Consider the following 24,195-nt stretch of genomic DNA (forward strand, 5'->3'; position numbering starts at 1 on the left):
CCGGCGGTGGATCGGGGGAGGAGGGGGAGGGCGGGGTGATTCGAGTGGCGCACACCACACCGAGGGCTCCGCCGCTATGAGAGCTTGACCACGTGTCGGGCAGACGAACTCGCGTACGCTGACGCTTCACTCGCGTGTCGATGCCGGACCCCGTAGGACGCCGCACAGTGCCCACCACCACCGTGGCTCCGCAAAACGCTGGTCCGCCGAGTGCGAGCGATCATCTGGAGGTACATGCATGTCGGGGACGAACGCGGCCGCCTTCCGGCTGCGGCTGCACGCCGCCTCCGGCGGGACCAACCGCTGGCTCGTCCTCGCGGTCCTCTGCGTCAGCCTGGTCCTCGTCGCGCTCGACGCGACGATCCTGCACGTCGCCGTCCCCTCCGTCACCGCGGACCTGCGCCCCGGCTCGGTCGAGCTCCTGTGGATCGTCGACGCCTACCCGCTGGTCTGCGCCGCCCTGCTGATCCTCTTCGGCACCCTCGGCGACCGGGTCGGCCGCCGCCGGATACTCCTGCTCGGCTACGGGCTCTTCGGCGCGGCCTCCGCCCTGGCGGCCCTGGCCGACAACGCCCAGGTCCTGATCGCCGCCCGCGCCCTGCTCGGCGTCGGCGGCGCGATGATCATGCCCGCCACCCTGTCGCTCCTGCGGCAGGTCTTCCCCGACCGGCGCGAGCGGGCCCTCGCCATCGGCATCTGGACCGCCGTCGCCGCCATCGGCGCGGCCAGCGGGCCGGTGCTCGGCGGCTTCCTGGTCCAGCACTTCTGGTGGGGCTCGGTCTTCCTGATCAACATCCCGCTGATGGCCCTGATCCTGCCGCTCGGGCGGTGGCTGCTGCCCGAGTCCAAGGGGTCCTGCGACGGGCCCTGGGACGTGCTCGGCGCGCTGATGGCCGCCGGCGGCGTGCTCGGCGTGGTCCTCGGGGTCAAGCGGATCGGCGCGGAGCGCCGGCTCCTCGACGCCGAAGCACTGGTGCCGCTGCTGCTGGGCGCGGTGCTGCTGTTCCTGTTCGTACGGCGGCAGAAGCGGCGTACGCACCCGCTCATCGACATGCGGATGTTCTCGCGCGCCGCCTTCTCGACGTCCGTCGGGTGCATCGTGCTCGCCATGCTGGCGCTGGTCGGGCTGGAGCTGATCGCGGTCCAGTACCTCCAGCTGGTGCTCCACCTCAGCCCGCTGCAGACGGGGCTGCGGCTGCTGCCGCTCACCTTCGCCGCGATGGCCGCAGGCGCCACCGGGTCGTACACGCTGGCCCGGATCGGGCCGCGCACGATGGTGTCGCTCGGCTTCGTACTGACGGCGTTCGCCGTCCTGCTGCTGACGTTCATGGGGCAGCACGACCGGCCCGTGCTCCTCACGGTCGGGTTCATCCTGCTCGGCTTCGGGCTGCAGACCACGCTGTTCGCGGCGTACGAGTCGATGCTGAGCGAGGCGCCCGCGGCCACGGCCGGCGGGGCGGCCTCCATAGGCGAGACCTCGTACCAGCTGGGCGCGGGGATGGGCATCGCGCTGCTCGGCAGTGTCATGAACGCGGCCTATGCGCCGGGGCTGCTGCACGTGCCGGGGGTGTCGGCTTCGGATGCGGCGGGGGCGGCGAATTCCCTGGGCGAGGCGTATCAGATCGCGGGGACCCTCGGGGGCGCTGCGGGTGAGTCGCTGTACGCGGCGGCGCGGCACTCGTTCGTGCACGGGTTGCACGTCACGCTCGTCGTCAGCGCGGGGCTGCTGCTGGCCGGTGCCGTGATGGCCCTGAAGCTGCCGCGGGCCATGGAGTGCGCGGAGCCCGAGGCCGAGCCGGTCCGCCTCCCCGCCCAGGCCGCCCCCGACGCCCCGCGCATCCCGGCTCCGGTGGCCCCGGACCGCGACGCGGCCGCCCGCCCGGCCTGACTCCCGCTGCGCGGGGTCGGGTGGGGGTGGACCGCAGGCGGTCGCGCGGACAAACTTGCACCGCTAGGTTTCGCACCGCAGGTCCGCACCAGGAGGCGCCGTGCCCTTCGTACCCACCGATCCGCTCGGGCTCGACGAGCTCCTCGCGCCCGAGGACCTCGCCATCCGCGACACCGTCCGCGGCTGGGCCGCCGACCGCGTGCTCCCGCACATCGCCGACTGGTACGAGAGCGGCGAGCTGCCCGGGATCCGGGAGCTGGCGAAAGAGCTCGGCGCGCTCGGGGCGCTCGGGATGTCACTGGAGGGGTACGGCTGCGCCGGGGCCTCCGCCGTGCAGTACGGGCTCGCCTGCCTCGAGCTGGAGGCCGCCGACTCCGGGATCCGGTCCCTCGTCTCCGTGCAGGGATCGCTCGCCATGTACGCGATCTGGAAGTACGGCTCCGAGGAGCAGAAGCAGCGCTGGCTCCCCGGCATGGCGGCCGGCGAGCTGATCGGCTGCTTCGGGCTGACCGAGCCCGACGTCGGCTCCGACCCGGCGGCCATGCGCACGTACGCCAAGCGCGACGGCACCGACTGGGTGCTGAACGGGCGCAAGATGTGGATCACCAACGGCAGCGTCGCGGCCGTGGCCGTGGTGTGGGCGCAGACCGACGAGGGGATCCGCGGGTTCGCCGTCCCCACCGACGCGGCCGGGTTCTCCGCGCCCGAGATCAAGCACAAGTGGTCGCTCCGGGCGTCCGTGACGAGTGAACTGGTCATGGACGACGTGCGGCTGCCTGCCGATGCGGTGCTTCCGGGGGTCACCGGGCTCAAGGGGCCGCTGGGCTGCCTCAGCCATGCGCGGTACGGGATCATCTGGGGGGCGATGGGCGCGGCGCGCGCCAGCTTCGAGGCCGCGCTCGACTACGCGCGGACGCGGGAGCAGTTCGGCAAGCCCATCGGCGGTTTCCAGCTCACCCAGGCGAAGCTCGCCGACATGGCGCTGGAACTCCACAAGGGCATCCTGCTCGCCCACCACCTGGGGCGGCGGATGGACGCGGGCACCCTGCGGCCGGAGCAGATCAGTTTCGGAAAGCTCAACAACGTCCGCGAGGCCATCGAGATCTGCCGCACCGCGCGGACCATCCTCGGCGCCAACGGGATCTCGCTCGAATACCCCGTCATGCGGCACGCCACGAACCTCGAGTCGGTGCTCACCTACGAGGGCACCGTCGAGATGCACCAGTTGGTGCTGGGCAAGGCGCTCACCGGGCTCGACGCCTTCCGGTGAGACCCCTGCTCAGCTCTGGTTGAAGAAGTCGCGCGAGCGGCCGGCGGGCTCGCCGCTCACGACCTGGGTGTCGGCCGGGGTCAGCAGGAAGACCCTGGTCGCCACCCGCTCGATCGAACCGCGCAGGCCGAAGGTCAGGCCGGCCGCGAAGTCGACCACGCGCTTGGCGTCGGCCGGGTCCATGGACGACAGGTTCACGATCACCGGGACGCCCTCGCGGAACAGTTCGCCGATGCCGCGCGCGTCACGGAAGCCGTCCGGGGTGACCGTCGCGATGCGCCGGCCGTGCTCGACGGCCGAGTCCGACGCGACCCTGACCCGGGGGTCGGTGACCCACTGGTCGCCGGGGCCCGCGACGGAACCCTGCGCGGCCTCCGCGTAGTCGTCGTCGTAGTAACGCTCGTCGTCGCTGTCCTCCACGAGACCCAACCAGGCACTCGCCTTGCGTACCGAACCCATGGACGCCTCCTTTCACCGCAGTCGGTTGTCTTCTCTCCGCTGCCCCTATGGTCGTCCATGATGCTGACAACGCGCCAAGTGGATAGCCGCCGCGCAGGGGTTTCGTGACGGTACTGGTGCAGAACATCCGTTGCACCGTCAAGGATCCTGATGGCTACCACTGCTGTCTGAGTGAAAATACGACTGCTGCTGCCGTGTGGGTGACCGACAGCGGCGTACGAGTGAACGATCCGGCTCGATACGATGCGCATCACGCACGCGTATGACACACGGGGGACCGGTTTGTTCGGCATCGTCAGACCCTGCACGCACCGGCTGGGAGAGCGCTTCAAGACCGAGTGGATGGCCCATCTCTGCGGGCTGTGCCTGGCACTTCGCGGGGACCACGGGCAGTTCGCCCGGATCGTGACCAACTACGACGGGTTGCTCGTCTCCGTTCTGACGGAGGCTCAGTCGGGACCGGCGCCCGGCGCGCGGCGCACCGCCGGCCCCTGCCCGCTGCGCGGGATGCGCACCGCCGCGGTGGCCAAGGGCGAGGGTGCGCGGCTCGCGGCCGCCGTCTCGCTCGTGCTCGCCTCGGCGAAGGTCCGGGACCACGTGGCGGACCGGGACGGGCTGTTGGCCCGCGCGCCCATCGCCGCCGCCGCGCGCAGGGTGGCCCGCGGCTGGGACCGGGCCGGCGCCCGTACCGGGGCCTCGCTCGGCTTCGACACGGCGGTCCTCGTCGACGCCGTGGACCGGCAGGCGGGCATCGAGACGCTGGCAGGCCCCGGCACACCGGTACTCGTCGTGACCGAGCCCACGGAGACCGCGACGGCCGCCGCCTTCGCCCATACCGCGCAGCTGGCCGGCCGGCCAGGCAACGCGCCCGCGCTCGCCGAGGCGGGCCGCTACTTCGGGCGCCTCGCGCACCTGCTGGACGCCGTCGAGGACCAGGCCGCGGACGCCGCGGCGGGCGCCTGGAACCCGCTGACGGCCACCGGGACCTCGCTCACCGAGGCCCGGCGGCTGGCCGACGACGCCCTGCACGGCATCAGGCTGGCGCTGCGCGAGGTCGAGTTCGCGGACGCCGGGCTGGCCCACCGGCTGCTCGTGCACGAGCTGAAGACCTCCGTGGACCGGGCCTTCGGGGTCAGCGGCTGCGCGCACACGGGCGGGCACGCGGACATGAACGCCGCGGGGCAGGGCGGGTACGGGGCGCCGCCTCAGGGCCAAGGCCCGGGCCAGGGCGCCCCGTACGGCAGTGGCCCGTACACCGGCACCCCGTACGACGGCCAGGGCGGCCAGGGCGGCCAGGGCGGCAACCCGTACGGCGGCGGCCTGTACGGCGGCAACCCGTACGGCGGCGGCGCGGGCGGCCCCGGCGGGCCCTGGGTGCCCGGACCGCCCATGGGCCCCGGCGGCGGCCTGCCGCCGCAGAAGCCGCGCCGCGGGCTGCTCGCCGGCTGCGCGGTCTCCATCGGGCTGTTCTGCACCTGCCAGCTGTGCTGCACCGACCACGAGGGTCCGTGGTCCCGCAAGAAGCGGGACGCGTGGTGCGATGCCTGCGACTGCGGAAACGGCTGCCCCGACTGCAGCGGCTGCGGTGACTGCTGCAGCTGCGACGGGTGCTGTTGCGACGGGTGCGACTGCGGCTGCGACTGCTGAGCCCCCGTCAGACGCGCACGGGGCCGGACGGCGTACAGGGAGATTCCCGTCCGGGCCCGTGTGGAAGGGGTGAGCGGCATGAGCGATGACGCAGATGATCCGAAGACAGCCTGGCGGAAACGGCACGAGCATCGGGTGGCATCCGTGTCCGCCCCCTACGGCCCCCTCTCCCTCATCGGCACCCTCCCCCAGACTCCGTCCGGGGGGACCCCCACGCTCTCCGATCACCCGGAAGGTCGAATTCCGGCCGTTCCGGGGCGCCGGCGCGCCACCGAGGGCGGGGTGGCGCTGACCGCCTCCGCCGAGGACGGTCTCAGCCTCGACGGCGAACCCTTCACCGGCGACGCCGTCCTGGCCGCCGAGGAGGCCCCGCCCGCGCGCTCCCGGATCGCCGCTGCCCGGGACGTCCGGATCACGGTGATCCGGCGCGAGGGGGAGTGGGCGGTACGGGTCTTCGACCCCGCCTCCGCGGCGCGCCGGGCCTTCGCCGGCATCGAGGCCACCGCGTACGACCCGGACTTCGTGCTGCCGGGGCGCTTCCGGCCATACGGCGAGGAACGGATCGTCCAGGTGGCGAACGCCGACGGGCGGGCGCGCGGGTTCGGTCTCGGCGGCGAGCTGAGCTTCGCGTACCGGGGCGCCGAACACACCCTCCAGGTCGCCGTCGACGAGGACGACGGCAGCCTCTGGGCCGTGATGGGCGATGCCACCGCAGGAAGCTCCGGCTACCGCTTCCGCTTCCTCAGGCCGGGAGTTCCGGATCCGGTGGACGGCTCGATCACCGTTGACTTCAACCGGACCGTGCTGCCGCCCTGCGCCTTCGCGGACCACTTCATCTGCCCGTTCCCGCCACCTGGGAACACCCTGCCCTTCGAGGTCGCGGCGGGCGAGCGGAGGCTGAAAGATGCCCTTGCCGCCCGAATCTGACGCCGAGACACTCCCGACAGCGCCTTCCGGGGGCTTGTCAGGGGCACGACGAAATCCTGTGCGCCCGCCGTATCCCCGGCTGCGCCTCACGGGCTCCGGCGCCCCCCACTGTCCGCCGGGCCCCCGATCCCTCCCGGGAGGACGAGAAGTGAGGATCAAGAGCATCACCCGTACCCGGCTGCTCGCCGTGGCCGCAGGCCTGGCAGCCGTCGCCGGGCTCGCCGCCCCCACCGCGGCGAGCGCGGACAGCGGCTTCAGCGCAGCACGGCTCGCTGCGGCCGGCGCCTCCGTCCAGCGCGCCGACGTCGCCGGCACCGCCTGGTACACCGACCCCGCCAGCGGGACCCTCGTGGTCACCGCCGACTCCACCGTCACCGCCGCGGACCTCGCCAGGATCCGTACCGAGGCCGGAGCCGACGCCGCGGCCCTGCGCATCGAGCGCACCCCCGGCAAGCTGCGCAAGCTGACCTCCGGCGGCGACGCCATCTACACCTCCGGCTGGCGCTGCTCGCTCGGCTTCAACGTGCGCAGCGGGAACACGTACTACGTGCTGACCGCCGGGCACTGCACCGACGGCGCCGGCACCTGGTGGACCAACTCCTCGCACACCACCACGATCGGCGCGACCGTGGGCTCGAGCTTCCCGAACAACGACTACGGCCTCATCCGCTACGACAACACCGCCCTGGCCCACTCGGGCACCGTCGGCAGCCAGGACATCACCAGCGCCGCCAACGCCACGGTCGGGATGTCCGTGACCCGGCGCGGCTCCACCACCGGCACCCACGGCGGCTCGGTGACCGGCCTCAACGCCACCGTCAACTACGGCGGCGGCGACATCGTCTACGGCATGATCCGCACCAACGTCTGCGCCGAGCCCGGCGACAGCGGCGGCCCGCTCTACTCCGGCACCCGCGCGATCGGCCTCACCTCGGGCGGCAGCGGCGACTGCTCCTCGGGTGGAACCACCTTCTTCCAGCCCGTCGTCGAGGCCCTCAACGCCTATGGCGTGAGCGTGTACTGACGGGACGGGCGGGTGCAGCCCGCCCGGACCCGGCACAATCATGACCCCCGCCCGAACTCCCGGGCGGGGGTCCGTGATTGAGGGAGTGAGGCGGCGCTCATGATGAGCAGTGCACCATCCGGCCGGGGCGGCCCCGTTTCCGATGCGCAGCGACGCATCCGGCGCAATCCCTGGCTGTTCACCGCGCCCCTGGTGCTGCTGTGCCTGCTCGTCGCCGTCCTCGTCTGGGAGGTCGTCCGCGGCAACCTGTCCGAGGCGACCCGCACCCACTGGCCCTGGCGGCTCCAGCTGATGCCCGAGGAACCCCTGGCCAGCCTGCTGGCCGTGGCGGCCGGCGCCGTACTGGCCCGCGCCCAGTACGCCCGTACGGTCCGGCCGGTGCTGGGGTGGCGCTCCGAGTACGTGGCGGGGGAGCTGCCGGGCGAGTCGCAGGCCTGGGTCACCGGCATCCTCAACGGCGGCCAGCACAATGCGGGGCTGCACCGCGCCGACTACTTCCTGGTGATGGACGGCGATCCGCACGACCGGCCGATTCCCGGGGAGGCGTGGACGGGTCTGCGCGAGGTCGGCGAGCGGCTGGGCGCAGCGGGTCTGCGGCCGGCGGCGGACTTCCGCCTCGTCACGCTCGGGGCGGGATTCCCGCTGGTGGCGACCGGTACGTACGAAACGATACGGGTGGGGGTGTTCTCGAAGCGGTTCATCGACGAGGTGCGGGCGTTCCACCTGCGCATCCAGGTCGTGGACAGCGTCGGGGACATGCACGAGCGGATCATCGACTGCCTCAAGGGAGCCCGGGAGTCGGTGGCCGCGCCCGTGGAGCCGCCCCGCGCGACTCCGCCCGTGCCCGTACCCCGGACCGGGCCGCCCGCCGAATGACCCCGGCGTGACCTCAGCGGAGCCAGTCCAGCGCCTCCGCGAGGGCGTACTGGGCCGCGAAATGGCCGGCGCCGGGCGCGAGCACCGCCGTACTGCGCCCGATGTGCTGCGCCAGCCAGTGGAAATGGCCCACCGGCGAGAACACGTCCTCGGCGCCGTGCCAGAGCATGACCCGGCCGGTGATCCCGCCCGGCTCGAACCCCCAGGGCCGGCAGAACGCGAGGGAGTCGTCCAGCCAGCCGTACGCGGAAGTGCGCAGCGCCTCGCGGAAGTTGTCCAGGACGGACCGGCGAACCCGGTCGTCGGCCAGGACCGCGAGGTCCGCATCGGGGAGGTCCGCGCGCAGGTCCTCGATCAGCCGGCCCGGATCGCGGCGGATCTCCTCGGCCCGGGGGGTGAGGCGCAGCTCCAGGGCCGCCGGGTCGCGGTCCGCGAGGGTGTAGTGCTCCACGTTGTACGGGGTCATGCCGGCGTACCAGTCGAGTCCGGCGCCGTCGCGGGGCGCGAGGCCGACCAGGCAGGCCGCCGCGGTCACCCGGTCGGGGAGCAGGGCCACGCAGGCGAGGGCGTGCGGACCGCCCCCGGAGCGGCCGACGACCGCGAAGCGGCCGATGCCCAGGGCGTCCGCGACGGCTGCGGAGTCGGCGGCCGCATCGGCCACGCGCCGCCCCGGTGCCCGGCCGGACTCCCCGTAGCCGGGCCGGTCGTAGGCGAAGAAGCGGACGTGCGGATGGCGCTCGGCGGCGTCGTCGAGTGCGACGCCGAGGCGGCTGCCCGGCATGCCGTGGTGCAGCAGGACCGGTGAGCCGTCGGGAGCCCCCCACTCCTGCGCGATCAGCTTCCGTCCGTCGCCCCGGCTCACCTCGATGCGCATCCCGGTCCCCTCCCGCTCCGACGCCCCGCTCCTGCGATGGAAGCACGGCCCGCTCGGAGGGAAGCGGGAAACGAGGGAACGAGAGGTCCGCTAGAGGTGCGGGATGAGCAGGGCCGCCGCCGAGTGGGCCCGGGTCAGGGATGCGGTCCTGTCGGCGCCGCGCTGCCCGAGGACCACCCGGGTGCTCAGCCCGTCCAGCAGCGCGAGCAGCTCCGAGGCGCGGGCGGGCACGTCCAGAGCGGCGGCGAAGCGGCCCTGGTCCACGCCCTTGGCGAGCAGGGCCTCCAGGTCCCGCTGCCAGCCGTCGTCGATCTCCTGCTGGGCGGCGCGCAGGTCCTCGTTGGCGGGGGTGCGGGCCCACAGCTCGATCCACAGGGTCCAGCGCGGATCGCGCGGGCCGCGCGGCAGGTAGAGCTCGAGGAACAGCGCGAGCTTGCGGTGCGCGGTGACCCGGCGGGCCAGCAACTGAGCCCGCTCGGCGGCGAGTCGGTCCTCGCTCCAGCGCAGTGCGGCCAGCAGCAGCCGGTCCTTGCTGCCGAAGTAGTAGAGGATGTGGCCGCCGCTGGTGCCGAGCCGGTCGGCGAGCGCGGACATGGTGAGCTCCGCCAGCCCGCCCTCGGCGATCGCCGCCATGGCCTCTTCCAGCATCCGCTCCTGGGCGATCCGCCCGTCGCGCCGCCGTGCCGACCCCGCTGCTCCGGCTGCCCCGGCTGCTCCCGCCACCCCTGCCGCCTTCCCGATCTTCGTGGCCCGACCTTATCCCGGACAGGGTCTTGACGAGGTCCCGGTCGGCGGCGCATCTTGAATGCCATTCAAGAACTTAGAACGTCATTCAAGGTTCAGCGGGTCCACAGTCAGGGGTACGGCGCATGACGCAGCAGGAGACGACGGCCGACGTCGACGAGGTGTTCCGGGTCGAGACCCACGGCATCGACCCCATCCCCGACGCCGAGCGGCACGGCGGCGCCCGGGACCTGTTCTGGCTCTGGTTCGGCTCCAACCTCACCTTCACCTACGTGATCAACGGCGCCCTCGCCGTGGCCTTCGGGCTCTCCTTCTGGCAGGCCACCGCCGTGGTCGTGATCAGCGGACTGTCCTTCTTCGCGGTCAGCGCCGCCGGGCTCAGCGGCATCCGCACCGGCACCGCCACCCTCGTCATCTCCCGGGCCGCCTTCGGGGTCCGCGGGAACTTCCCGGCCGGCGTCCTGAACTGGGTGGTGAGCATCGGCTACACCATCGTCAACACCGTGGTCGGCACGCTCGCCCTGGAGGTGTTCTTCGCCGAGGTCGGCCTCGGCGAAGGCGCGGCGGCACGGGCCCTCGCCCTCGGGGTCACCCTCGCGCTCACCTTCGCCGTCGCGATGTGGGGCCACGCCACCGTGCAGTTCGCCGAGCGCTGGATGGCCTACGTCCTCGCCCTCGGCTTCGGCGCGCTCCTCGTCTTCCTCCTGCCCGGCGCCGAGACCGGGGCCCCGGCCGGCGCCGCCGCCCCGGGCCTGTCCGGCTGGAGCCTGGCGTTCGTCGTGATGCTGGCCGGGCCGTTCTCGTACCTGCCGATGCCCGCCGACTACACCCGCTACCTGCCCCGGACCACCTCGCTGAAGTCGATCACCTGGATGGGCGCGCTCGGCGGGTTCGTCTCCTCCGTCGCCCTCGGCGTCGCCGGGGTCGCCGCCGCCACCCAGACCGACATGACCGACGCCGTCGCGGGGGCCGAGAGCCTGCTCCCGGGCTGGTTCAAGCCGGTGTTCCTGGCCCTGGTCCTCGGCGGCTCCGTCACCAACTCGATCATCACCCTCTACTCCTCCAGCCTGAACCTCCAGGTCCTCGGCATCCCGTGGAGCCGCGCCCGCGCCATCGTGATCAGCGCCGCGGTCACCGCCGCCGGATCGCTCGCCGCGCTGTTCCTGACCGACTTCACCACCTCGCTGCTCTCCTTCCTCTCGCTGCTGATCATCGTGTTCGCGCCGTGGGGCGGGGTCTTCCTCGCCGACATGCTGCTGCGCCGCTGCCGCTACGACTCCGACGCGCTGCACGCCGGGAGCGCGGGCGCCTACTGGTACCGGGCCGGCTACCACCCCGCCGGCATGACAGCCCTGCTGGCCGGTATGGCCTTTGCTGCGCTGACCTGCGATTCCGAGCTGTGGACCGGCCCGCTGGTGGCCCCGCTCGGGGGCGCCGACCTGACCCTGCTCGGCTCGGTCGTCTCCGCGCTCACGTACGGGGCCCTCGCCGCCCGCCGGGTGCCCGCGTACGCCCCGGCCGCCTGACCCCCGTCCTCCCGCACCGCACCCATCCGCCGCCTCTGCACAGGAGCACCGCCCATGCCGCACCCCGTCCCCGCAGACCTGCTGCTCACCGGAGCCCGGATCCACACCGTCGACCCGGACCTGCCCGAGGCCGAGGCCCTGGCCGTGTCCGACGGCCGGATCGTCTGGCTCGGCCCGGACGCGGAGGCCGCCGCCTGGGCCGGCCCGGACACCGAGCGGATCGACGCGGGCGGCCGGCTGGTGCTGCCCGGCTTCGTCGACGCCCACAACCACGTCCGGCTCGGCTCCGACGACGCCTGCGTCCAGCTCGCCGGGGTGCGCACGCTGGAGGCGATCCTCGACCGGATCGGGGCCTGGCGTCAGGCCCACCCCGACGCCGAGTGGATCGAGGCCGAGGCCTTCGACTACTCCGCGATCCCGGGCGGCCGGATGCCCGCCGCCGCCGACCTGGACCCGGTCACCGGGGACACCCCCGCGATCGTGCTCTCGTACGACGTGCACACGGCCTGGCTGAACACGGCGGCGATGCGCCGGCTCGGGGTCGCGAAGGACCGTACCGACCTGCCGTTCGGCACCGCGGCCGTCGACCCGGAGACCGGCGAGCCTACCGGCTTCGTCAAGGACTTCGCGATCAAGGGGCTCTCGCGGGACGGCCACCGGGCGCTGCGCGAGCTCGGCGTGCCGTGGGCCTCGCCGGACCGGCAGTACGGGCGCCTTGCCAAGAGCCTGGACGACGCGATCGGCTTCGGCATCACCACGGTCGTGGAACCGCAGAACTCCCTGGACGACCTGGAGCTGTACGAGCGGGCCCGCGCCGAGGGCCGGCTGCGCTCGCGGATCGTGGCGGCGCTGTTCCACCCGCGCGGCACGACGGAGGAGGAACTCGACGCCTTCGCGGCGGCGGCGCGCATGTACGCGGGGGACCGGCTGCGGGTCGGGCCGCTCAAGCTGTACATCGACGACGTGGTGGAGCCGCGCACGGCCGCGCTGCTGGAGCCGTACACCGGCTGCGGGGCGCACCGGGGCGAGACCTTCTACCCGGCGGAGGAGTTCGCCGAGCTGCTGGCGGGCCTCGACGCGCGCGGGTTCCAGTGCTTCGTGCACGCCACGGGCGACCGGGGGATCCGTACGGTGCTGGACGCCGTCGAGCACGCCCGTACGGTCAACGGGCCGCGCGACGCCCGCCACCAGGTGGTGCACGTGGAATGCCTGGACCCGGCGGACGTGCCGCGGTTCGCCGCGCTCGGCGTGGTGGCCTGCATGCAGCCGAGGCACTGCGCGCCGGAGATCGCCGGGCCGGGCCAGGACTGGGCGGAGAACGTGGGCGAGGACCGCTGGCACAAGGCCTGGCCGATGCGGAGCCTGGCCGAGGCGGACGCGGTGCTGGCCTTCTCCAGCGACTGGAACGTGGCCGAGATGGACCCGATGATCGGGATCTACACGGCGGTCACCCGCCGCCCGCTGGACGGCGGCGCCCCGTGGCAGCCGGCCGAGACGGTGGACGTGGCGACGGCGGTGTACGGCTACACGATGGGCTCGGCGTACGCCAACTTCCTGGAGGCGGACCGGGGTTCGCTGACGGTGGGCAAGGCGGCGGACTTCGTGGTGCTGTCCCGGGACATCCTCGCCGTGGCCCCGGACCGGATCCCGGGCACGGTGGCGGAGACGGTGGTGGTCGCGGGCGAGGTGGTCCACCGGGCGGGCCGGCCCGGCCCTCTCTAGCGCCGGCAGGCGGCGGCCGGGTTATCGAACGAATGTTTCGCACGGATATTCGAATTGCTCTATGGTGGAGACGGGGGTGGTGTTCACGTTCGAGCGAAGCAGGAGGCCGCGGGTGCCTGGTTTTACGCATCTGCACACCGTTTCGGGGTTCTCCATGCGCTACGGAGGCTCCCACCCCGATCGGCTGGCGGAGCGAGCCGTCGAGCGGGGCATGGACGCCCTCGCCCTGACAGACCGCGACACCCTCGCGGGTGCGGTGCGGTTCGCGAAGGCCTGCGCGAAGGCCGGGATCCGGCCCCTGTTCGGGGCCGACCTGGCCGTATCGCACGCCCCTGCGCCCACGGCGGGCCCCGCGGGCCCGGGCGGACCCGGGCATGGTGGCGGGGAGGCGTCCTACCGGCGGCGGAGCCCCGTCGCGGGCGGCGCCTTCGTCGACGAGTCCGCACCCCGGGTCACCTTCCTGGCCCGCGACGGCGCCACCGGCTGGGCCGAACTGTGCCGGATGGTCACGGCGGCCCATGCGGGCGCCGGCGGCGCGGCCCGGGCCCAGCCCGTCGTCCCCTGGGCGGAACTGCGCGGCGTCGGGGTGTACGTCCTGCTCGGGCCCGGGTCCGAGGTGGGGCGGGCGCTGGCCGCCGGGCGGCCGGACCGGGCCGCCCGGCTCCTCGCGCCCTGGCGGGAGGTCTACGGGGACTCCCTGCGCCTGGAGGCCGTCCACCACGGCCGCACCGGCACCGGCCCCGGCTCGCTGCGCCTGGCCGCCCGTACGGTCGGCTTCGCCGCCGAGCAGGGCGTCCCGGCCGTGCTCACCAACGCCGTCCGGTACGCCGACCCCGGCCAGGGCCCGGTCGCCGACATCCTCGACTCGGCCCGCCGCCTCGTCCCCGTCGACCCCCGCGGCCCCCTCGACAGCGGCGAACGCTGGCTCAAGGACCCCGCCGCCATGGCCGAGACCGCCGACCGGATCGCCCGGGCCGCGGGCCTCGGCCCCGCCGACGCGCGCCGGCTGCTCGCGGAGACGCGGCGTACCGCCGAGGCCTGCTCGGTGGACCCCGAGGACGACCTGGGCATGGGCTCCGTGCACTTCCCCGAGGCCCACCTCGTCGGCGCGGCCCACCGCACCGCCCAGCGGGTCCTGGCCTCCCGGGCCTCCGCCGGCATGGTGCTGCGCGGCTACGCCGACGACCGCGCGTACTGGGAGCGGATGCACCACGAGCTGGACATCATCGCCTACCACGGGTACGCCTCGTACTTCCTGACGGTCGCCCAAGTCGTGGACGACGTACGCGCGATGGGCATCCGGGTGGCCGCCCGCGGTTCCGGCGCCGGCTCCCTCGTCAACCACCTCCTCGGCATCGCCCACGCCGACCCCGTCGAGCAGGGCCTGCTGATGGAGCGCTTCCTGTCCAAGCGCCGCCGCGTCCTGCCCGACATCGACATCGACGTGGAGTCCGCCCGCCGCCTGGAGGTCTACCGGCGGATCATCGACCGTTTCGGCACCGAGCGCGTCGCCACCGTCTCCATGCCCGAGACCTACCGGGTCCGGCACGCGATCCGCGACGTCGGCGCCGCCCTGTCCATGGACCCGGCCACCGTCGACCGGCTCGCCAAGGCCTTCCCGCACATCCGGGCCCGCGACGCCCGCACGGCCCTGGCCGAACTGCCCGAACTGCGCGACGTGCGCGGGGAGGAGCACGGGCGGCTGTGGGAGCTCGTCGAGGCGCTGGACGCGCTGCCGCGCGGGATCGCCATGCACCCGTGCGGGGTGCTGCTCTCCGACGCCTCGCTGCTCGCCCGCACCCCCGTGGTGCCGACCAGCGGCGAGGGGTTCCCGATGTCCCAGTTCGACAAGGAGGACGTGGAGGATCTCGGGCTGCTCAAGCTCGACGTGCTGGGCGTGCGCATGCAGTCCGCGATGGCGCACGCCGTCGCGGAGATCCGGCGCGGTACGGGGGAGGAGCTCGACCTGGACGACCCGGCGCAGGTCCCGCCGGGCGACGGGGCGACGTACGAACTGATCCGCTCGGCCGAGACGCTGGGCTGCTTCCAGATCGAGTCGCCGGGCCAGCGCGACCTGGTGGGGCGGCTCCAGCCGTCGACCTTCCACGACCTGGTCGTCGACATCTCGCTGTTCCGGCCCGGCCCGGTCGCCGCCGACATGGTGCGGCCGTTCATCGAGGCACGGCACGGCCGGGCCCCGGTCCGCTTCCCGCACGAGCACCTGGCGGAGGCGCTGCGCGAGACGTACGGGGTGGTGGTCTTCCACGAGCAGATCATCGAGATCGTCCACGTCATGACCGGCTGCGGGCGCGACGAGGCGGACCGGGTGCGGCGCGGGCTCTCCGACCCCGAGTCGCAAGCGCGGATCAAGGTGTGGTTCGCGGCGAAGGCGGGCGAACGGGGCTACTCGGCCGAGGTGATCGGCCGGACCTGGGAGATCGTCGAGGCGTTCGGCTCGTACGGATTCTGCAAGGCGCACGCGGTGGCCTTCGCCGTGCCGACGTACCAGTCGGCGTGGCTGAAGGCGCACCACCCGGCAGCGTTCTACGCCGGGCTGCTCACGCACGACCCGGGGATGTACCCGAAACGGCTGCTGCTGGCGGACGCGCGGCGGCGGGGCGTGCCGGTGCTGCCGCTGGACGTGAACCGGTCGGCGGTCGCCCACCGTATCGAACTGGTGTCCGATGCCGGGTCCCCGCCGGTATGGGGGCTCCGGCTGGCCCTGGCCGACGTCCACGGCATCAGCGAGGCGGAGGCGCTCCGGATCGAGGACGGGCAGCCGTACGGATCGCTGCGCGACTTCTGGGACCGGGCGCACCCGGGCCGGCCCGTCACCCAAAGGCTCGCCCAGGTCGGGGCGTTGGACGCCTTCGGCGCCAACCGGCGCGACCTGCTGCTGCACGTGGCCGAGCTGCACGGCGCACAGCGCTCGGCGGGGGCCCGGCCCGGCAGCGTCCAGCTCCCGCTGGACGGCGGCCGGTCGACGGCCCCGGTCGGCCTGCCCGACCTGAACGAGGCGGAGCGGCTCAGCGCGGAGCTGGGCGTGCTCGGCATGGACGCCTCGCGGCACCTGATGGAGGACCACCACGCCTTCCTCGCGGAGCTGGGGGCGGTCCCGGCCGCCAGGCTCCGCGAGGTCGAGCACGGCCGGACGGTACTGGTCGCGGGGGCCAAGGCGGCCACCCAGACCCCGCCGATCCGGTCCGGGAAGCGGGTCGTCTTCACCACGCTGGACGACGGGACGGGCCTGGTCGACCTGGCCTTCTTCGACGACAGCCACGAGGCGTGCGCGCACACCGTCTTCCACTCGTTCCTGCTGCTGGTCCGGGGTGTCGTACAGCGGCGCGGACCGCAGAGCCTGAGCGTGGTCGGCGCGGCGGCCTGGGACCTGGCCGAACTGGTGGAACTGCGGGCCGCGGGCGGCCTGGACGCGGTCGCGGCCCGCCTGGCCGAGCCGCTGCCCGGTGCCGGGGGCACGGCGGGTTCCGCTGATGCGGGGCGCCGCATCCACCTGTCCACCGGGTACGAGATGAACCCGTGGGCCGACCTCCAGCCGGCCGGCGACCGCGCCGCCACCGGCCGCAAGCTGTGGCACTCCAGCCCGGGGAGCGCGGGATGACCCCGGCGGGCGGCGTCCTGCACGTACGGTGCGCCCCGGCGCTGACCGAGGAGGGGTACCGCGAAGTCCTGGAACTCCTGCGGGAGTTCTCCCCGACGGTGCAGGCCCTGCCGCCCCGGGCGGCGCTGGTGCACGTACGCGGCGCGCGGCGGTACTTCGGCGCGGACGCCTGCCGTATCGCCGAGCTGGTACGGCTGCGCGCGGTCGCCCGGCTGGGCACGGACGTACGGATCGGGGTCGCCGGGACCTGGGCGGTGGCGGCGACGGCCTCCGCCCGGGTGCCCGGGCCCGGCGGCGTCCTGGCCGTGCCCGAGGGCGCGGTGGACGCCTTCCTCGGGCCGCTGCCGGTGGAGGCCCTGCACGGCATCGGCCCCAAGCAGGCGGAGGCGCTGCGCGGGTACGGACTGCACACGGTCGGCGCGGTCGCGGCCGTCTCCCCGGGCACCGTCGAACGGATCCTGGGGCAGCGGGCGGGCCGGCTGGCCGCGGAGCGCGCCCGCGGGATCGACCCGCGCCCCGTCACCCCGAAGGACCTGCCCGCCTCGGCCGCCGTCCGCAGCGGCTTCACCCGGCACGAGCTGGACGGCCCGCACGCCCGGGCCGTGCTCCTCGGCCTGGTGGTCCGGCTGGGCGCGGTGCTGCGGGGCCGCCGCCAGGCCGCCCGGTCCCTGTCGCTGACCCTGCAGTTCGCCGGCGGCACCCGCTGGGAGCGGACCCGCCGGCTCACGGAGGCGTCCGCGCACGACGAGGACCTGCGGGCGGCGGCGTACCGCCTGCTGGACGCGGCCGGGCTGCAACGGGCCCGGCTGACCGGCATGGTGCTGCGCGCCGAGGACCTCACGGGCGCCGAGCGGGTGTCCCGGCAGATCTCGCTGGACCCGGTCCGCGAGGCCCGCCTGACGGTGGAGGCGGCGATCGACCGCGCGAACGCCCGCTTCGGCCCGGGCACGGTCCGCCCGGCCGCCACCTTCCACAAGGCCGCCTAAGCGGCGCCTAAGCGGGCTCCTGCAGCCCGCCCAGCAGCCGCCGGGCCATTTCGGTGCGGAGCCGGGAGGTCTGGGCCTGGATCAGGTGGAACTGGGCCTCGCGGGCGAGGCGGCCGGCGGTGTTCCCGTACGAGATCGCCCGGCCGCCCGTCGCGGCGACACAGGCGGTGGCCGCCCGTACGCCGAGCTCCAGGGCGGCCGCCCGGAGCGCCAGCCGGTCCTCGACCCTTTCCTCCGGCGGGAGTTCGTCGCGCAGGGCGTAGGCCTGCGCGCGCAGCCGGGCCGCCTCCTGCGCGACCCGGTGGCCGAGCTCCTCGTACGCGCTGCCTGCGGCGGGGGCCGAGCGCAGCAGGAAATCGGCCGCGGCGCGCACATGGCCGAACACGGCGGGGTGGGCGTTCGCGTTCTCGAGATCGTAGGCACGGGCCCACTCCGCCCGGGGCTGTACGGAGATCACCGCGCTCCGCGGGACGAGGACGTCGCGTACCTCCACCGCCACCGTGCGGGTGCCGTTCATCGCCCACAGCGGCGCGGATCCGGCCGCGACCAGCCCGGGGTCGCCGTCCGGCCCGCAGGCCACCGCGGCGGACAGCACCCGGTCGTCCGGGGCGAGGGCGCCCAGGTACACCACGTCGGTGAGGCCCCAGCCGGTCATCCAGGGCACCCGGCCGCGCAACCGCCACCCGTCGGCCACCGGTTCGGCGGTGACGGGAGGCCGGTCGTGCCGCAAGAAGGCGAAACCGGCCGTGCCGCGCCGCTCTCCCGAGGCGAGGGCGGGCGCCCACTGCTCGCGCAGCGCGGCCGCCTCCGTCCCGGTGGCCGCGTGCAGCGCTTTCACGAGGGCGAAGTGCTGGGTGTGCACGAACCAGGTGGACGGATCCGCCGCCGACAGCAACTCGGTCACCTCGCGGACCACTTGACGCGTGGTCAGTCCGCTCCCGGGGCGGGGCGTGTGGCCGAGGGCCCCGTACGCACCGCAGCGGGCGAGCGCGTCGAGGTGCGAACGCGGCACGCCCTCCTGCGCGGTCTCCTCCGCGACGGGCCCCAGCGTGCCCACGGCGACCTCGGTGACCGCGGAAACGAGCGGGTCGGCGGCCAGGTCGGGCGGGGTGGCCAAGGCCGTGCCGGCGCCGGGAGCCCACTGCATCCGATCACTCACCTCACGCGGAGTAGGGGACTCCATTGTCCCGAGGGCGTGCGGGGGCGGGGGCCGACACGCATTTTTTACTGACGCGTAACTTCCAAGTTTTACTACTCGCCCGTAATTTGGCCGAAGCAGCACCCCCTTGTGATCCGGATCACGGGACGAACCCCCACGTCTTTCCCTGACCCAGCAAGGAGATCACTCGATGCTGCCCTGGCGACGCCTGCTCCGCCCGCTGGCCGTCCTCACCCTCGCCGCTGCCGCCCTCGTCGCCCCCACCGGCGCCGCGCAGGCCGCGTCCGCACCCAGCAGTGGCTGGAACGACTGGTCCTGCAAGCCCTCTGCCGCCCATCCCCGCCCCGTCGTCCTCGTGCACGGCACGTTCGGGAACTCCGTCGACAACTGGCTCGGATTCGCCCCCTACCTCGTCCACCGCGGCTACTGCGTCTACTCGCTCGACTACGGGCAACTGCCCGGCGTGCCGTTCTTCAACGGGCTCGGCCCCATCGACAAGTCGGCCGGGCAACTGGACGTCTTCGTCGACAAGGTGCTGGCCTCCACCGGAGCCGCGAAGACCGACATCGTCGGCCACTCGCAGGGCGGCATGATGCCGAACTACTACCTCAAGTTCCTCGGCGGCGCCCCCAAGGTCAACGCCCTGGTCGGGCTCGCCCCCGACAACCACGGAACCACCCTGAGCGGGCTCACCCAGCTGCTCCCGTACTTCCCCGGAGCCGAGGACCTGGTCAGCTCCGCGACCCCGGGGCTGGCCGACCAGATCGCCGGATCCCCCTTCGTCACCAAGCTGAACGCGGGCGGGGACACCGTCCCCGGGGTCCAGTACACGGTCATCGCGACCAAGTACGACGAGGTCGTCACGCCCTACCGGAGCGCCTTCCTCCAGGGGACGGGCTCCAGCGTACGGAACGTCGTGCTCCAGGACCTGTGCCCGCTGGACCTCTCCGAGCACGTCGCCATCGGGCTCACCGACCGGATCGCCTGGCACGAGGCGGTCAACGCCCTCGACCCGGCACACGCGTCCCGGACCACCTGCGCGTCGGTCTTCGAGTGAAGATGCCGACGCAGAGGCAGTCCGGGTGAACCGGTCGAGCTGGACGACCTAGCGGCCGTGCCGGCCCGGCGCCGTCGCACGGCGTCGGGCCACGCCGAACAGCACGGCCGCACCGAGGGCCAGCACGCCGGCCCCGGCGATCGCGATCGCCGGGGTGGCGCCGCTGCCGCCCGTCTCGGCCAGGTTGGTGGTGCCCGCGGGGGAGTCCGAGGGGACCGGGGCGAGGGCGGTGCTGCCGTTCGTCCTCGGGTCGTTGTCGCCGTGGCCGTTGTGCTCGACCGTGGACTTGCTCTCGCCGTCGGCGATCTGCTGGTCCGTCGGGGCCTTGGGCGCGTCCGCGGGGCGGTCGGCGGAAGGCTTGGCGCTCGGCTTCGTACTGGGCTTCGTGCTCGGCGCGGTGCCGGTGCTGCCACCGGTGCCTGCGCTCGCGCCGCTCCCGCCGCTCCCGCCGTTGTCCTTGCCGAACACCACGTCCGAGCAGGTGTAGAAGGCCTCAGGGCTGTCCGAGCGCTGCCAGATGCTGTAGATCAGGTGCCGCCCGGACTTGTTGGGCACGCTGCCGGAGAAGACGTAGTCCCCGTTCTGCATGCCCGGGTCGGTGGCCTTCGCGAACGGCGCCGGCTCCAGGTCGGACCACTTCAGCGGCTTCGTCGGGTCGTAGCCGTCCTTCGTGATGTACAGCTCGAAGGAGCCCTTGTGCGGGGCGGTCCCCTTGTACCGGAACGTGTGCTCGCCCGCGGACATCGGGCCGGCCGGCCAGTCGCCGCGGGCCAGGTCCAGGCCCCGGTACTTGTCGTTGCCGGCGGAGCAGAGCTGGCCGTTCGGGATCAACGCGCGGTGGTTGCCGGCCGCGTTGGCGATGTTCACCGCGTTCCAGTCGTAGAACGCCTGCGTGCCGCTCGCCGCCACCGCGGCCTTGCAGGCCGCCGACTTCGGCGACTCCGGCCCCTCCGCGTAGCAGGCCGCCACCCGGCTGACCGGGTCCGTCATCGAGCCGTGGGCGGCCGCCGGCGCGACGGAGTACGCGGCCACCGCGAGCGGGGCCAGACCGACTGCGGCGATACGGGTCACGGTGCGGCGGCGTGCGGGCATGGGTGGATCTCCTTCGGAGCGGCGATGCGGGCACCACGGTCGTGGATGCGCAGGGAGCGCCGGGAACCGGGCCGGGCGGCGCCGCCCCCCGTCGGGTCCGGCGCCGCCCCAGGCCTCCCTGGCCCCGCCAAGCTAGCCCTCCGCACCAGCGGTTCCACCCCTTTCGGCGCCCTCCCGAAGATCCTTAGGGTCCGCTTAAGGAGCCGCTAAGCGGGCCTACAGAAAGAGGGGATGGAGCAGCCGTGCTCAGGTGAGGAGGGCGGTCAGACCGGCCGGCGCGAGGGCCTGGGCGGCCAGGGCGTCGAGGGCGCGGACGGCCTCCGCCGCCGCCTGCGGGTCGCTCTCCGTGAGCCCGCTCGCGGCGAACTCGTCCTCGTCCAGCCGCAGGACCGCGGACCCGTCCGCCGACACCCACAGGTCCAGGTCCAGGTCCTCGACGAGGATCTCGCCGTCCTGCACCACCGCCGGGCGGGTGACGTCGCAGTACCAGCCCTTGAGGACGCCCTCGCCCGTCCGCACCTCCTTGACCGCGTACCAGCGCGTGCGCCAGAAGTGCTCGGTGAACACGTCGCCCGGTTCGAAGCGCACGAACCCGAAGTCCCGTACGCCGTCGGCCGCCCAGGGGGCGCGTACGGAGATCCGGTCGCCCGTGTCCGCGACCAGGGCGGCGGGGTAGCGGATCTTGGTGCGGCCCGCCTTGGTGAGGGCGACGGTCAGACCGGTGCTGCTCATGACTGCTGGGGTCCCTTCAGTTGCTTCGTGTAGCGCGTCTCGGTCGCGCAGATCTCGTATCCGAACCACTTGTTGATGGCGAGCATCGGCCCGTTCCCGGTGTCGTTGCCCGTGAACGCCTCCGTACAGCCGCCGGCGCGGGCCCGGTGCAGGGAGTCCGTCTTCAGTCCGCGTAGTCGTCCAGCTCCTCCGGTACGTCGCCCGGTTCGTCGCCCGGTTCGTCGCCGGAGGCCTCCGCGTCGGCCTCGTACAGCGGCCGCGGGTCGGTGGCGAAGGCGCTGGCGCGGCGCAGCTCGACGCCGGCGGGCAGTGCGTCCGGGTACGGAGGCAGGGCGGCGGAGGCCAGGTCCAGGCGCAGGAAGTGCGCGCAGCGGCTCGGGCGGTATCCGCGCCGCGCGGCGAAAGCGCGAGGGGCGGGCTCGTCCAGCACCCAGGAGTACGTGCTCGCGGCGCCCTCCGCGGCCAGGTGCTCCTCGGCCGTCCGCAGCAGGGCGGTGCCCGCGCCGCTGCCGCGGTGTGCGGGGTCGACGTACGCGTTGACGAACGACCGGCCGGGCTCCGGGCTGTCGTACGCGAGGCCGGCCTCGGCGGTGCCGACGACGAGGCCGTCCGCGGTCTCGGCGACGAGGAGGCGGTGGCGCTCGGCCGGAGCGGCGCCGGACAGCTCGAAGGCGACGCCGTCGGCGGTGGCGATCAGGAAGGGCAGCGCGGCGCGGCGCACGCGTACGACGGACTCCGCGTCCGAGGGGTCGCCCGGGCGGAGGTCCCGGATCGAAACGGTCATGCAGCCGACCGTAGGCGCGGGGCGGGGGCGGACGCCTCCGAATTTCCCGGGAGATGGGGGAGAATCGCCGGGTGACCTCGACGAACCTGAAGATCCGGATCGACGGCTCGGCCGGCGCGGCCGCCCCGTACGAGCAACTGCGCGCCCAGATCTCGGAAGCGGCGCGGGCGGGAGACCTGCCGGTCGGGTACAAGCTGCCGACGGTGCGCGGGCTCGCGGAGGAGCTGGGGCTGGCGGCGAACACGGTCGCGAAGGCCTACCGGGCGCTCGAGGGCGACGGGGTGATCGAGACCCGCGGCCGGAACGGGACCTTCATCGCGGCGGCCGGAGACGGGGCCGCCCGGGAGGCGGCCACCGCCGCCCAGGCCTATGCGGAGCGCGCCAAGCGGCTGGGCCTGACCTTCGACGAGGCGACGTCGGCCGCCCTCGACGCCCTGCGCGCCCGGTACGGCAGCTAGTCCGTCTCCTCCGGATCTTGTCGGGCTCCCCCGGTCGTGGGCGCGCGGGTCCCGGTCCGGGTACGTCCCGCCTACAGGTACAGGCCCGCTTCCGAACCGTGCTGGCCCTGCGGCGGCAGCAGCGCCGAGGGGCCCGTGCCCCGGCGCAGTGCGAACAGTTCGGCCAGCGTGGCGCCCTCGCGCGAAACCCCCTCGTCCGTGCCCAGCCAGTCCACCGCCTCGCCGTGCGTCAGACGGCCCACCTCGATCCGCGCCAGGCAGCGGCCCGGCCGGACCACCGCCGGGTGGAGCCGTTCCAGGTCCTCGTTCGTGGTCACGCCCACCAGTACGTTGCGGCCCTGCCCCAGCAGCCCGTCCGTCAGGTTCAGCAGCCGCGACAGCGCCTGGCCCGCCGTGTGCCGGGCCTCGCCGCGGATCAGCTCGTCGCAGTCCTCCAGCAGCAGCAGCCGCCACCGGCCCTTCGCCGTGCCCTCGTCCTCGCCGATCGCGATGTCCATCAGGTAGCCCACGTCGTTGAACAGCCGCTCCGGGTCCAGGACGCAGTCCACCTGGCACCAGTCCCGCCACGACCGGGCCAGCGTCCGCAGCGCGGAGGTCTTGCCCGTACCGGGCGGGCCGTGCAGCAGGAGCAGCCGCCCCGCGATGTCGTCCGGGGTCACCTTCATCAGCCGGTCCATCGCCCCTGCCACCGCCGCCGTGTAGTTGGGCCGTACCTCCGCCCAGGTCCCGGCCGCGATCTGGCGGGTCGTCCGGTACGGGCCGCGGCGCGGGGAGACGTACCAGAAGCCCATCGTGACGTTCTCCGGCTGCGGTTCGGGCTCGTCCTGCACCCCCTCCGTGGCCTCGCCGAGCACGCCGGCGGCGAGTTCGTCGCTGACCGCCGTCACCGTCACGTCCGCGCCCCGGCTCCAGCGCGAGACGAGCATCGTCCAGCCCTCGCCCTCCGCGAGGGTGGCGCTGCGGTCCGAATCGCGCGCCGAGCGCAGCACGGTGGCCTCGGGCGGCAGCAAGGTCGCCTCCGCCTTCACCCGCTCGATCGTCACGCTGTGCGAGTACGGCTGCTCGCCGGACGCGAACCGGCCGAGGAACAGCGCGTCCACGACATCCGACGGTGAATCGCTGTCGTCGACGTTGAGCCGGATCGGCAGCGCGTCATGCGGGTTGGCTGGCATGGCGCCCATGATCCGGCACGAAGTGTCCGCGTGCACCCGTGTTTCGCCGGATCGGGTGCCCAAGTTCCCTCTTCAAACGCACCGGTGGTGAAGATTCGGGCCGCAACTTCGCGCCAAAAATTCTTGGCATGAACACTTCCAGCCAGCCCCGGCTCCTTGTACCACGGACTCAGGAGTAA

The 24,195-nt window shown here is 73.7% G+C and carries 19 protein-coding genes and 1 pseudogene; 12 read left to right on the forward strand and 8 right to left on the reverse strand.

Annotated features, from left to right (window positions below; genetic code table 11):
- Positions 1–238: 238 nt before the first annotated feature.
- Positions 239–1,888, forward strand: coding sequence for an MFS transporter (locus OG299_RS30010; RefSeq protein WP_266630650.1), 1,650 nt, complete (start codon positions 239–241; stop codon positions 1,886–1,888).
- Between the two features lie 100 nt (positions 1,889–1,988).
- Positions 1,989–3,158 carry an acyl-CoA dehydrogenase family protein gene (locus OG299_RS30015; RefSeq protein ID WP_266630652.1) on the forward strand — a complete coding sequence of 390 codons (1,170 nt, stop codon included), beginning with the start codon at positions 1,989–1,991 and terminating at the stop codon, positions 3,156–3,158.
- Between the two features lie 9 nt (positions 3,159–3,167).
- Here OG299_RS30015 and OG299_RS30020 read toward each other — a convergent pair whose 3' ends face one another.
- Entirely contained in the window at positions 3,168–3,617 is a 450-nt protein-coding gene (locus OG299_RS30020) for a cell division protein SepF (protein WP_266630653.1), read from the reverse strand.
- Between the two features lie 282 nt (positions 3,618–3,899).
- Here OG299_RS30020 and OG299_RS30025 point away from each other — a divergent pair, with 282 nt between their 5' ends.
- The 4 genes from OG299_RS30025 (at position 3,900) to OG299_RS30040 (ending at position 8,091) form a co-directional block, all read left to right on the forward strand.
- The gene (locus OG299_RS30025) at positions 3,900–5,264 is read left to right on the forward strand and encodes a DUF5685 family protein (RefSeq protein ID WP_327363158.1); all 1,365 of its coding nucleotides are present in this window, start codon (positions 3,900–3,902) and stop codon (positions 5,262–5,264) included.
- A gap of 78 nt (positions 5,265–5,342) precedes the next feature.
- Positions 5,343–6,191: a DUF1684 domain-containing protein gene (locus tag OG299_RS30030; protein ID WP_327363159.1), complete on the forward strand. Its 849-nt coding sequence runs from the start codon at positions 5,343–5,345 to the stop codon at positions 6,189–6,191.
- A 148-nt stretch (positions 6,192–6,339) separates the two neighbouring features.
- A complete protein-coding gene (locus tag OG299_RS30035) occupies positions 6,340–7,215 on the forward strand; it encodes a S1 family peptidase (protein ID WP_266630655.1) in 876 nt (291 codons plus the stop codon).
- Between the two features lie 102 nt (positions 7,216–7,317).
- On the forward strand, positions 7,318–8,091 hold the full coding sequence (locus tag OG299_RS30040; protein ID WP_327363160.1) for a hypothetical protein: 774 nt from the start codon (positions 7,318–7,320) through the stop codon (positions 8,089–8,091).
- Positions 8,092–8,104: 13 nt separating this feature from the next.
- Here OG299_RS30040 and OG299_RS30045 read toward each other — a convergent pair whose 3' ends face one another.
- Together OG299_RS30045 and OG299_RS30050 are read right to left on the reverse strand one after the other, a co-directional pair.
- Complete coding sequence (locus tag OG299_RS30045) at positions 8,105–8,965, reverse strand: alpha/beta fold hydrolase (RefSeq protein ID WP_327363161.1); 861 nt, start codon at positions 8,963–8,965, stop codon at positions 8,105–8,107.
- Positions 8,966–9,055: 90 nt separating this feature from the next.
- Entirely contained in the window at positions 9,056–9,613 is a 558-nt protein-coding gene (locus OG299_RS30050) for a TetR/AcrR family transcriptional regulator (protein ID WP_327364620.1), read from the reverse strand.
- 221 nt (positions 9,614–9,834) lie between these two features.
- On the opposite strand from OG299_RS30050, the gene OG299_RS30055 reads away from it, so the two are divergent.
- The 4 genes from OG299_RS30055 to OG299_RS30070 all read left to right on the forward strand — a co-directional run bounded on the left by OG299_RS30055 (position 9,835) and on the right by OG299_RS30070 (position 17,562).
- The gene (locus OG299_RS30055) at positions 9,835–11,235 is read left to right on the forward strand and encodes a purine-cytosine permease family protein (RefSeq protein ID WP_327363162.1); all 1,401 of its coding nucleotides are present in this window, start codon (positions 9,835–9,837) and stop codon (positions 11,233–11,235) included.
- Positions 11,236–11,289: 54 nt separating this feature from the next.
- Positions 11,290–12,957 (forward strand): amidohydrolase, encoded by a 1,668-nt coding sequence (locus OG299_RS30060; RefSeq protein ID WP_266630663.1) that lies wholly within the window; start codon positions 11,290–11,292, stop codon positions 12,955–12,957.
- Positions 12,958–13,069: 112 nt separating this feature from the next.
- Positions 13,070–16,576, forward strand: a complete 3,507-nt coding sequence (locus OG299_RS30065) for a DNA polymerase III subunit alpha (protein ID WP_442817544.1) — start codon at positions 13,070–13,072, stop codon at positions 16,574–16,576.
- Positions 16,573–17,562, forward strand: a complete 990-nt coding sequence (locus tag OG299_RS30070) for a DNA polymerase Y family protein (RefSeq protein ID WP_327363165.1) — start codon at positions 16,573–16,575, stop codon at positions 17,560–17,562. Before OG299_RS30065 ends, OG299_RS30070 begins: the two co-directional genes overlap by 4 nt.
- Before the next feature lie 7 nt (positions 17,563–17,569).
- Here OG299_RS30070 and OG299_RS30075 read toward each other — a convergent pair whose 3' ends face one another.
- A complete protein-coding gene (locus tag OG299_RS30075; RefSeq protein ID WP_327363166.1) occupies positions 17,570–18,709 on the reverse strand; it encodes an acyl-CoA dehydrogenase family protein in 1,140 nt (379 codons plus the stop codon).
- Between the two features lie 202 nt (positions 18,710–18,911).
- Here OG299_RS30075 and OG299_RS30080 point away from each other — a divergent pair, with 202 nt between their 5' ends.
- A complete protein-coding gene (locus OG299_RS30080) occupies positions 18,912–19,778 on the forward strand; it encodes an esterase/lipase family protein (RefSeq protein WP_266630671.1) in 867 nt (288 codons plus the stop codon).
- Positions 19,779–19,826: 48 nt separating this feature from the next.
- Here OG299_RS30080 and OG299_RS30085 read toward each other — a convergent pair whose 3' ends face one another.
- The 3 genes and pseudogenes from OG299_RS30085 to OG299_RS30095 form a co-directional block, all read right to left on the reverse strand.
- Positions 19,827–20,870, reverse strand: a complete 1,044-nt coding sequence (locus tag OG299_RS30085; RefSeq protein WP_266630673.1) for a lytic polysaccharide monooxygenase — start codon at positions 20,868–20,870, stop codon at positions 19,827–19,829.
- Between the two features lie 246 nt (positions 20,871–21,116).
- Positions 21,117–21,602: a ribonuclease FAU-1 family protein gene (locus OG299_RS30090; RefSeq protein ID WP_327363167.1), complete on the reverse strand. Its 486-nt coding sequence runs from the start codon at positions 21,600–21,602 to the stop codon at positions 21,117–21,119.
- Positions 21,599–22,386 (reverse strand): annotated as a pseudogene (locus tag OG299_RS30095) (GNAT family N-acetyltransferase). The gene OG299_RS30090 and the pseudogene OG299_RS30095 overlap by 4 nt, the downstream one beginning before the upstream one ends.
- A gap of 71 nt (positions 22,387–22,457) precedes the next feature.
- On the opposite strand from OG299_RS30095, the gene OG299_RS30100 reads away from it, so the two are divergent.
- Entirely contained in the window at positions 22,458–22,844 is a 387-nt protein-coding gene (locus tag OG299_RS30100; protein ID WP_266630677.1) for a GntR family transcriptional regulator, read from the forward strand.
- Positions 22,845–22,915: 71 nt separating this feature from the next.
- On the opposite strand, the gene OG299_RS30105 is transcribed toward OG299_RS30100, so the two are convergent.
- Positions 22,916–24,025 carry a DUF5925 domain-containing protein gene (locus OG299_RS30105; RefSeq protein WP_266630679.1) on the reverse strand — a complete coding sequence of 370 codons (1,110 nt, stop codon included), beginning with the start codon at positions 24,023–24,025 and terminating at the stop codon, positions 22,916–22,918.
- Between the last annotated feature and the right edge of the window lie 170 nt (positions 24,026–24,195).

This window comes from Streptomyces sp. NBC_01296 (assembly GCF_035984415.1).
Lineage (GTDB): Bacteria > Actinomycetota > Actinomycetes > Streptomycetales > Streptomycetaceae > Streptomyces.

Bases quoted from the DNA above. Each gene is read 5' to 3' on its own strand.
- OG299_RS30010 (WP_266630650.1), top strand. From the start codon at position 239: ATGTCGGGGACGAACGCGGCCGCCTTCCGGCTGCGGCTGCACGCCGCC.
- OG299_RS30020 (WP_266630653.1), bottom strand. From the start codon at position 3,617: ATGGGTTCGGTACGCAAGGCGAGTGCCTGGTTGGGTCTCGTGGAGGAC.
- OG299_RS30030 (WP_327363159.1), top strand. From the start codon at position 5,343: ATGAGCGATGACGCAGATGATCCGAAGACAGCCTGGCGGAAACGGCAC.
- OG299_RS30040 (WP_327363160.1), top strand. From the start codon at position 7,318: ATGAGCAGTGCACCATCCGGCCGGGGCGGCCCCGTTTCCGATGCGCAG.
- OG299_RS30045 (WP_327363161.1), bottom strand. From the start codon at position 8,965: ATGCGCATCGAGGTGAGCCGGGGCGACGGACGGAAGCTGATCGCGCAG.
- OG299_RS30050 (WP_327364620.1), bottom strand. From the start codon at position 9,613: ATGCTGGAAGAGGCCATGGCGGCGATCGCCGAGGGCGGGCTGGCGGAG.
- OG299_RS30055 (WP_327363162.1), top strand. From the start codon at position 9,835: ATGACGCAGCAGGAGACGACGGCCGACGTCGACGAGGTGTTCCGGGTC.
- OG299_RS30060 (WP_266630663.1), top strand. From the start codon at position 11,290: ATGCCGCACCCCGTCCCCGCAGACCTGCTGCTCACCGGAGCCCGGATC.
- OG299_RS30070 (WP_327363165.1), top strand. From the start codon at position 16,573: ATGACCCCGGCGGGCGGCGTCCTGCACGTACGGTGCGCCCCGGCGCTG.
- OG299_RS30075 (WP_327363166.1), bottom strand. From the start codon at position 18,709: ATGCAGTGGGCTCCCGGCGCCGGCACGGCCTTGGCCACCCCGCCCGAC.
- OG299_RS30080 (WP_266630671.1), top strand. From the start codon at position 18,912: ATGCTGCCCTGGCGACGCCTGCTCCGCCCGCTGGCCGTCCTCACCCTC.
- OG299_RS30085 (WP_266630673.1), bottom strand. From the start codon at position 20,870: ATGCCCGCACGCCGCCGCACCGTGACCCGTATCGCCGCAGTCGGTCTG.
- OG299_RS30090 (WP_327363167.1), bottom strand. From the start codon at position 21,602: ATGAGCAGCACCGGTCTGACCGTCGCCCTCACCAAGGCGGGCCGCACC.
- OG299_RS30105 (WP_266630679.1), bottom strand. From the start codon at position 24,025: ATGGGCGCCATGCCAGCCAACCCGCATGACGCGCTGCCGATCCGGCTC.